This is a genomic window from Thermoflexus sp. (assembly GCF_025055495.1).
In the GTDB taxonomy this organism is placed as follows: Bacteria; Chloroflexota; Anaerolineae; order Thermoflexales; family Thermoflexaceae; genus Thermoflexus.
Genome location: NZ_JANWXB010000109.1, coordinates 1 through 8,954 on the forward strand (window position 1 = coordinate 1; position 8,954 = coordinate 8,954).

Below are 8,954 nucleotides of genomic sequence, written 5' to 3' on the forward strand. Positions count from 1 at the left end.
CCCAACTGAAAAATGGACAAAGCACTACGTCCTGCCCGACGTCGCCTTCGCCCATTCCTACGCCGAAACCGCCGGGGGGGAAGCCCGAAAAACCCCCTGGCGGGGGAGGGCTTGGCAGGGCCCCATCCACCCCCGCCGGAGCCATTAATCGATCACCGTCTGGCTCTGCTCCCGCAGATACTGGATCAGGTAGTAGGGCCCGCCGGAGCCCCGACCGGTGGAGCCGCTGGCCTTCCAGCCGCCGAAGGGCTGATAGCCCGGCCAGGCGCCGGTGGTCGCCCCCGCCGCCCGGTTCACATAGGTCACGCCGGCCTCGATGTGATCGAAGAACCACTGGATCTCCTGCGGGTCGTTGCTGTAAAAGCCGGCGGTCAGGCCGTAATCCACCGCGTTCGCATAGCGCATGGCCTCTTCCAGGGAATCCACGGTCACCAGGCAGGTGATGGGCAGGAACATCTCCTCCTGGAGGAGCGGGTGATCCGGTGGGAGGCCATCCACCACGGTGGGCTCCACAAAGTATCCCTTGGCGAACTCGCCGTCCGTCAGGACATTGCCCCCGAACAGCACCACCCCATCTCGGCGGAGGATCTCCATATATCGCTGGAACTTCTCATAGGCCGTGCGATTGATCACCGGCCCCAGGAAGACGTCCCGCTGGGTCGGATCGCCGATCCGGATTTTGCTGGTGAGATCCAGGAACTTCTCCAGGAACGCATCCCGCACCGGTCGCTCCACGTAGATCCGCGAGGCGGCCGAGCACTTCTGGCCCTGGAGGCCGAAGGCGGAGCGCATGCACCCCAGCGCCGCCCGATCCAGATCGGCGTGGCGGCTGATGATCACCGGGTTCTTGCCGCCCATCTCCAGGATGATGGGCTTGGGATACTTGGTGGAGGCCGCCACCTTCCGGTAGATGGACATCCCCACCTCATAGCTGCCGGTGAAGGTGATGCCAGCCACATCGGGATGCAAGACCAGCGGATCGCCGACCTCGCTTCCACTGCCCGTGATGTAGTTGAAGGCGCCGTCCGGCACCCCCGCGTCCCGGAAGATCTCATAGAGTTTGTAGCCCACATAGGGGGTGTCCGAAGCCGGCTTGAAGACGACAGTATTTCCGGCCAGCAACGCCGCCCCAGAGGGGCCGCCGGCTAGGGCGAACGGGAAGTTAAAGGGGGAGATCACCGCCCACACGCCGTAGGGCTTGAGCACGCTGCGATTGTGGTGCTTGGGGGATTCCTGCTTCATCGGCTGGATGTAGCCGTCGTGGGCCTCCATCTGATCGCAGTAATAACGGATCAGATCCGCGGTCTCTTCCACATCCCCCAGGGCTTCCAGGCGGTTCTTGCCCACCTCCAGGCTCATCAGCGCGGCGATCTCAAAAGCCCGCTCGCTGATGAGATCCGCCGCCCGCCGCAGAATCTTCACCCGCTCAGTCCAGGGAAGCCGGCTCCACGCGGGGAAAACGGCCTTCGCTGCCGCCACCGCGTCGCTGACGTCCTGAGGCGTCCCGCGCTGGAAAACCCCCAGGAGCCAGTCCGTGTGGATCGGGGAGCGATCCTCAAAGGTGCGCTCGGTATAACGCGGCTGACCGCCGATCACAATGGGGATCGTCCCGCCCAGGCTCTCCCGGACCTTCCCGAGGGCGACTTCATATCGGATGTGGAGCTCCTCACTGGGGACGGCGAGGGTGGCATAGGTGATCTTGAGAGGTGGAGCCGGCGCTTCCGCCGTCGGAACAACCTTCCGGCGGGGGGCCGCTCGAGCCGGTGCTTTGCGGGTCGTGGGGCGGGCCGCCTTCTTCGGGGCCGCCTTTTTCGCCGCCTTCTTCACTGCCTTCTTTTTCGCTGGCATACGAGGCCTCCTGAAGCGTCTGACCGCTTAAGGCGAAATGCCTTCTCGAGGGAAGCCCACGGCGTAATTTCTACATTGCATCACGGGTCACCTGAAATATGGAATCCGCAGGCCGCCTGTCAGGGTTTCCCGTTTGAGGGGAAGGGTCAGCCCTTGAAGCGCTTCCTCAGGGACCTTCACTCGCTTCCCCTCCAGGGTCTGCAAACGCTCCGGGGTGAGCACGGGATCTTCCACCCCGGGTGGAATCTGAACCTCCAGTAGCGTGAGCAGACGACAGAGGACCTGTCGCATCACGGGGTCCTCGCCCTCTATGACGGCCTGGAACCGCGCGGCCACGCGCGGCCCCTGGATCGATCGCCAGGCAAATCGCAACTCGACCGTTCGCTCGGAGATCTCCATTTCTTTAGTATTCCCTTTTCGCATTATTCAGCGACGAAGGGATCCCCCTGCGTTTCCGCGGCCTTTACCCGCAGCCCCATGGTGGCGGGTAAAGGGATCAGAAAACACACAGGTCACGGAGGCAGCCGGAGACCGCATCCCCCGGCAATGTGATTATAACCCACCTCCGAGGCGGATAGCCCCATGACCCTCCGTTTCGCCTTCCCCCCGGCCAGAGGACCGCGGGGGGCATGGATAAGGGTGAGCGAGGCCCTGAAGACCCCTACTCGGCCCCAAAGGCCTTCGGATTTCCCTTCGAGCACTTGGCCTGTTTTGGGACTGGAGATGTTCCCGCTGCAGACGCGGCGTCGATCGTCCCTCCCCCCTGTATCCCCCTCTCTGAGGCCTGAAGGGCCCCAGAGAGGGGGATTGCAAGGCAACACCGCCTGACTGAATGGTTACTGCCCCTCGCGCAGGAGGGCGATCAGAACAGGCGGCCCCATGGCAAAGAAGGCAATCAAGCCAAGGACTTGAGCTACTGGATCTGGCTGGGGATCTATAAGCGGGTGAAGGATAAAGGGAGCCCCGGCGATCGCATATGCCAGAACAGCTTCCACCGGCGGCGCTCCCGACCGGGAAGGAGCCGGAGCCGCCAGACGAGGGGAGAGCCAGAGATAGGCTCCATAGATCAACAGCATCGTGAGCATCCAGCCCCCAAAATTCTGAAGCGGGACGCCAAAGTAAGGCCCGGGGGTCTTCCACACCCAGAAACCCAGACGGCTCATCACCGGATCCATCGCCAGATCCCAGGCGGTCATCCACATCGCAGCCAGAACGGCCACGCCCCACCAGCGGCGAGGCGCTATGGGCGATTCGCCCAGAACCTGGCACGTCAGGATCAGCGTCGGATAGGTCATCATAAACCAGGCGAAAGGAATGAGGATCGGAACGCCCAGCAGAAGCGGCCCTAAGCGCCCGGTGTAAGTGTAAGGACCATAGATCCAGCCGGTGGCCACCCCGAGGGCCTCCATCCCCAGGCTGATGCCGAAGGTCAGGCCGAGGAGGAGCAACGCGCGGGATCGCCCCAGAGTCGGAAGCGCATGGGCCAGGGCGAACCCCCACTGAAGCAATGTATTCAGCGGCATCAGCCAGAAAGGATGGGGCCATCCCCAGGATACCGCCATCACGTGGTAAAGCGTTACCCCGCCAAAAGCCGCCAGCAGAGCCCGCCGCATTCGTTTTCCCTCCTATTATGCCCTTGTCCCTCAAAACCCATATTTGGTTCCACACCGCTGTTCTGTGGGTTTCGAGAGTGAATCCTTCTTGGCGAGACTGAAGGGCGTGGAAAGGCGAAATGGGGCTCTCCCCCCTTCCCCATGGCCGCTTTGCAGCGTGGGGAAAGGGGGAGAAAAGACTTCCTGAGGCAGCGAACCGCGTAACTCCTCATCGGTTGGGGGAGCCAGGCCGAGGGCCTTCGATCCTCGGCCTGGTTCCCCCATGTCGTTCATTCTCACTCGCCGGGCCCCTCGGCCAGCCATTGCCTCAGGATCTCCCGGGCCTTCCAAGCCGCGCGAGCCCGGTGGCTGATCTGGTTCTTCATGGCCAGGGGAAGCTCCGCCATCGTTTTCCCGAGCTCCGGGATGTAGAAGATCGGATCGTAGCCGAACCCGTAGGTCCCTCGGGGCTCGAAGGCGACATAGCCCTCGAGACGCCCCTCCACCAGCGTCGGGGGTTCCCCGGGCCGGGCCAGGGCGATCACACAGCGAAACCGCGCCGTCCGCTGGGGCCACGGGACACTTGCCATGAGCTCGAGGACCTTGCGAATGCGCATCCGATCATCGGCGTCAGGTCCGGCGAACCGGGCGGAGCGAACACCCGGAGCGCCCCCCAGCGCATCGATCTCTAACCCCGAATCGTCCGCCAAGGTCCACAGCCCGCTGCGCTCAGCGTAGAACATCGCCTTCCAACGGGCGTTGTCCTCGAGGCTTTCATGGGGTTCCTCGGCGGCTTCCGAGATCCCGAGGTCGAGAAGATCGATCAGCCTCAGCGGGAGATCGGAAAGAAGCGCAGCCAGCTCCCGGCGTTTCCCGGGATTGTGGGTGGCGATCAGGAGCCGCCGTTCATGCTTCGGGGGAACGGGGGGATGCATCCGCACGCTCATTCTGGAGCTTCTCGATCCCGTTTCGGACGATCTGAAGAAGCTGGGAGAGGGTTTCCTCCAACTCCAGAAGCCGGGTCAGCGCGTAGTCATCGGCATCCGCCTTCAGGCGATCCGCCTCGCGCTGGGCCCGCTCAACGATCACGGCGGCCCGTTGCTCGGCCGCCTGGACGACCTGATGCTGGGCGATGAGATCGCTGGCCTGCTCCTGGGCCAGCGCGACGATGCGCTCGGCCTCCTCTTTCGCCTGAGCGATGATCCGCTCCCGCTCCTGGGCGATCCGTCGGGCCTGTTTGATCTCCTGAGGGATCGTCACCCGCATCTGATCGATCAGGTCCAGAAGCCGCCGCTCTTCGATCACCACCCATCTCAGGAAAGGAAGAGGACGGCTGCGAAGAACCAGCTGTTCCAGTTGATCGATCAGATGCAGGATGTCCATCCCGACCTCCTATGGACCTCGACAAGGATCCACAGCATGGATCCCAGGGGGATCTTCCGTCAGGAGACGAACGGCGCAACTCCTTAATGAAGAGCAGGCGGGATCGCCAAAGATCGCCCCACCTGCCTCGGAAAGTCCTTCGGAGAAAGAGAGAGCTCGCCGTCGGATGCCCGTTACTCACGGATGGAGATGATCGGGACCGTCTCCCCAGCGCGTTCAGCGGCCTTCGCCGCCAGAGCGCGGGCCACGTGAGGCGGGACCATCGCCGAGACGTCCCCGCCCAGCAGGGCGATCTCGCGGACGATGCTGGAGCTGATGAAGGCATAGTCCCGGCTGGTCATCAGACACACCACCTCCACCTCGGGGGCCAGCTGCTTGTTCGTCAGAGCCATCTGGAGCTCCAACTCGAAATCTGAGATCACGCGAAGCCCTCGCACGATCACCCGCGCCCCGATTCGCCGGGCGAAATCGACCGTAAGGCCGCTGTAAGCGGTGACGGTGACGTTAGGGAGATGCTGCAGGGCTTCCCGCACCAGAGCTAGACGTTCCTCCAGGGAGAAGAGCAGGCTTTTGCTGGGGCGATCGTAGACGCCCACCACCAGCTCATCGAAGATCGCCGCCGCGCGGGTAGCGATATCGATGTGCCCATAATGGATGGGGTCGAAAGATGCTGGATACAATGCTCGAGTCATCTCCGGCTCCCATTTCAGGTTAGGGGTGGTGGGATGGCTAACTATCGTCCATCTCACCACCCCGATCCCCCAGATTGCCGGACAGATCCTCCGTTTTCACACCCCCCTTTCTCTCCCTCCCGCCGCCCTTCGGACAGCGGGAGGGAGAGAAAAAATCAGGGTTATTCGGATAGGCTCTTAACTGGGCTCCACAGGGCCCTGCCAGAAGCGAGACACAGCCTCCGCCAGAAGACGATGCTCTGGAGCCTGAAGGTCGGGATCGCGCTCGGCCAGGCGTTCCGCGGCCTCACGGGCGATCTCCAGGAGGCGCAGATCGGTGAGATCGGCCAGGCGCATCTCCGGGAACCCGCTTTGGCGTGTGCCCAGGAAATCACCAGGCCCCCGCATCTCGAGGTCTTTCTGGGCCAGCTGGAAGCCATCATAGATGGTTTCGATGGCCCGGAGGCGTTCTATAGCGCTCTCGGAGGGGGATTCCGCCAGCAGAAGACAATACGATTGATAGCTGCTCCGCCCGACCCGACCTCGGAACTGATGAAGCTGGGCCAGCCCGAACCGGTCGGCCCCCTCGATGAGGATCACGGTGGCATTGGGCACATCCACACCCACCTCCACCACTGGCGTCGCCACGAGGATCTGGATCTCCCCGCGGGCGAAGGCGCTCATCACCGCCTCTTTCTCCTCAGATTTCATCCGCCCGTGGATCAGGCCCAGCCGGAGGTCGGGGAAGACTTCCCGTTGCAGCCGCTCGTATTCTTCCACCGCGGCCTTCGCCTCGATTTTATCGGAGCCCTCCACCAGGGGACAAATGATATACGCCTGGCGGCCCTGCTCCACCTGGCGGCGGATGAAGGTATAGGCCCGCTCCCGCTCCTCCGGCATCAACCAGCGGGTCAGCACGGGCCGTCGACCCGGCGGCATTTCGTCCAGGACCGAGAGGTCCAGGTCGCCGTAGAGGGTGAGCGCCAGCGTTCGGGGGATTGGGGTGGCGGTCATCACCAGCACGTGCGGGTTGTATCCCTTGCCCCGCAAGGCCGCCCGTTGGAGCACCCCGAAACGTTGCTGTTCATCGATGACCACGAACGCCAGATCCTGGAACGCCACCTCCTCCTGGATCAGGGCATGGGTCCCCACCACCAGATGACATGTCCCTTCGGCCAACTCCCCATAAATCTGAGCCCGCTCCGCCCCGCTCACCCCCGAAGTCAACAGACGGATGGTGGGGGTGGGAAGCCCGGCACCCGCCCAGCGCTCGGCCAGAGAAAGCAACGTCCGGTAATGCTGTTCCGACAGGATCTCGGTGGGCGCCATGATCGCCCCCTGGGCGCCTGCCAAGAACACCGCGTAAGCCGCCAACGCGGCCACGACGGTCTTCCCGGAGCCCACCTCGCCCTGCAACAACCGGTTCATCGGCACGCCGGAGCGCAGATCGGCCAGGATTTGATCCAGAGCCCGACGCTGAGCCCCTGTGAGGGAGAAGGGAAGGGCTTCGATCGCCCGTTCGAGGGCAGTTTCATCGAAGGCCAGGGCCCGTCCGGGGACACCGCGCCATTGCCGGCGAGCTTCCAGCAAGCCGATTTGCAAGTAGAACACTTCGTCAAAGGCCAGCCGCCGGCGCGCCTTTTCCAGCGGCTCCCAATCCTCCGGGAAATGAACCTGCTTCAACGCGGTGGGAAGATCCGGGAAACCATACGCCTCCCGGATCCAGGCGGGGATCGGATCTTCCACTCGATCCGCCCAATAATCCACCACCCGCTTCAGGACCGATCGCATCAGGCGCTGGGTGAGGCCTTCGGTCAGCGGGTAGATGGGGACGATGCGGGCGGTGTGCAGCAACTCCCGATCGGCAGGCTCCCACTCCGGGGAACGGAACACCGGACGACCGAGGAATTCCTCCACCCGCCCGCTCACCACGATGAACTGGCCCGGCCGGATGCGATCCAGTAAATAGGGCTGGTTAAACCAGGTGCACTCGATGATTCCCGAGCCATCGGTGAGCAGCGCCCGGATCACCGTGAGGCCGTTCCCCGTCTGTTTGCTCCCGATATCCATCACCTCGCCGATGACGGTCACCTCTTCCCCGATCCGAAGGCGATGGATGGGTTTCAGGGCCCGGAAATCCACATATCGGCGGGGCAGCAGATATAGCAGATCCCGGATGGTCTGCACCCCGAGGCGCAATAAGCGCTGGGCCCGCTCGCGGCCCACCCCATGGATCAAGTGAACGGGCGCATCCAGCCCCATGGCCTCCACTTTCGCCGCCAGTTTCGGAGGAACAGGAGGGGCTCCCCGGGAGCGCGGGCGGGCGGGCGCGGCTCGCTCCGGCCGCGGAGGCGGCGCAGGCGTCGAAGGCTCCTCCCGCGGTTTCTCCACCGGAGGGACAGGTGGGGCCGGCGTGGGTTCCGAGGGCGGAGGCACTGCCGGTTCATCTTTCGTCGCTGGGGTCGGCCGGGTGGTCCGAAGCTCCCGCTCGCGCTGCAGGGCCTCCTGGATTCGGGCCTCGATCCCTTCGATTAACAGCCGACGTTCCTCGATATTCGCCGCTTCATAGCGCCGAAGATCCGCGTAGATCGCCTCCAGGAGGAGGAGAACGTCCGGATCATGCTCCCTCAAGGCGGCACGGGCCTGGCGATACCAGTGATCCGCAAATCGGCCGATCCCTCCGATCACGATCCGGTTGCGGTAACCGTCCTGGACCTCATGTTTCAGGATCTTCTGTAGCTGGGTGAAGGGTGAAGCCATCGCCTTCCCTCACTGCGCTTGAGTCTGGCATGAACCGCTGACCGTTTCGGGCCAGCCCAGGGGGTATCCTTCCGGTCAGGATCTTCACGCTTGCAGCCGCACCCGCACCAACAAGCGGGGGGTGCCTTCATACCAGTGGCGAACGGTTCCCGCCCCATACTTTTCACGGAACCAGTCCGTCACGGTGGGAAGCCATTCCGGTGGCAGCGGTTCTGCCACCCCTTCCCAGCGCCCTTCCTCCGTTTCAATCGCCACCCGAGGGTCCGCTCGCAGATTCTGATACCAGTCCGTTCCCCGCCCATGGGCTCGGGCATAGGCCATCAGGTAAATCGCCCCATCCCGATAAACAAACCACAATTCCACCCGATGGGGCCGTCCGGTTTGTCGGCCCCGGGTGATCAGATCGATCACTTCCGCTCCCTCCAGGGGATGCCGGGCCATAGTCATCTCAGTCCTGAACGATGTCCCCGCCGGATCAAGTATAATGCAAACCCGGGTTGCGTTTGTTCCCTTCTCGCGCTACCGGACTACACGGAGAACATCGAGGAAGGACTTACGGCAAATCCCAGATGTCCTCCTTCGAGGGCTCTCGGAGTAGTGCATTGTCCAGTTATAAACTGGGGATTTGAGGAACCAAAGCGAGTCCAGAGGGCGATGACCCCTCCCCCCTTTCTCCCCCCTCCCCACGGCCCTCTGGGCC

General features: G+C 63.5%; 8 protein-coding genes. All 8 read right to left on the reverse strand.

Features of this window, described 5'->3' with window-relative positions:
• Positions 1-144: 144 nt before the first annotated feature.
• Positions 145-1,848, reverse strand: coding sequence for an aldehyde dehydrogenase family protein (locus NZM16_RS03745; RefSeq protein WP_295448396.1), 1,704 nt, complete (start codon positions 1,846-1,848; stop codon positions 145-147).
• 87 nt (positions 1,849-1,935) lie between these two features.
• On the reverse strand, positions 1,936-2,247 hold the full coding sequence (locus NZM16_RS03750) for a hypothetical protein (RefSeq protein ID WP_295478650.1): 312 nt from the start codon (positions 2,245-2,247) through the stop codon (positions 1,936-1,938).
• Between the two features lie 437 nt (positions 2,248-2,684).
• Positions 2,685-3,461, reverse strand: coding sequence for a carotenoid biosynthesis protein (locus NZM16_RS03755; protein ID WP_295448402.1), 777 nt, complete (start codon positions 3,459-3,461; stop codon positions 2,685-2,687).
• 275 nt (positions 3,462-3,736) lie between these two features.
• Positions 3,737-4,387, reverse strand: coding sequence for an RdgB/HAM1 family non-canonical purine NTP pyrophosphatase (rdgB, locus tag NZM16_RS03760; protein WP_295478653.1), 651 nt, complete (start codon positions 4,385-4,387; stop codon positions 3,737-3,739).
• Positions 4,347-4,823: a hypothetical protein gene (locus NZM16_RS03765; protein WP_295448407.1), complete on the reverse strand. Its 477-nt coding sequence runs from the start codon at positions 4,821-4,823 to the stop codon at positions 4,347-4,349. Before NZM16_RS03765 ends, rdgB begins: the two co-directional genes overlap by 41 nt.
• Positions 4,824-4,996: 173 nt before the next feature.
• Positions 4,997-5,515, reverse strand: coding sequence for a pantetheine-phosphate adenylyltransferase (coaD, locus tag NZM16_RS03770; RefSeq protein ID WP_295478656.1), 519 nt, complete (start codon positions 5,513-5,515; stop codon positions 4,997-4,999).
• A gap of 177 nt (positions 5,516-5,692) precedes the next feature.
• Positions 5,693-8,254: an ATP-dependent DNA helicase RecG gene (recG, locus tag NZM16_RS03775; protein ID WP_295448412.1), complete on the reverse strand. Its 2,562-nt coding sequence runs from the start codon at positions 8,252-8,254 to the stop codon at positions 5,693-5,695.
• Positions 8,255-8,338: 84 nt separating this feature from the next.
• Complete coding sequence (locus tag NZM16_RS03780; protein WP_295448414.1) at positions 8,339-8,695, reverse strand: nitroreductase family deazaflavin-dependent oxidoreductase; 357 nt, start codon at positions 8,693-8,695, stop codon at positions 8,339-8,341.
• Positions 8,696-8,954 lie beyond the last annotated feature (259 nt).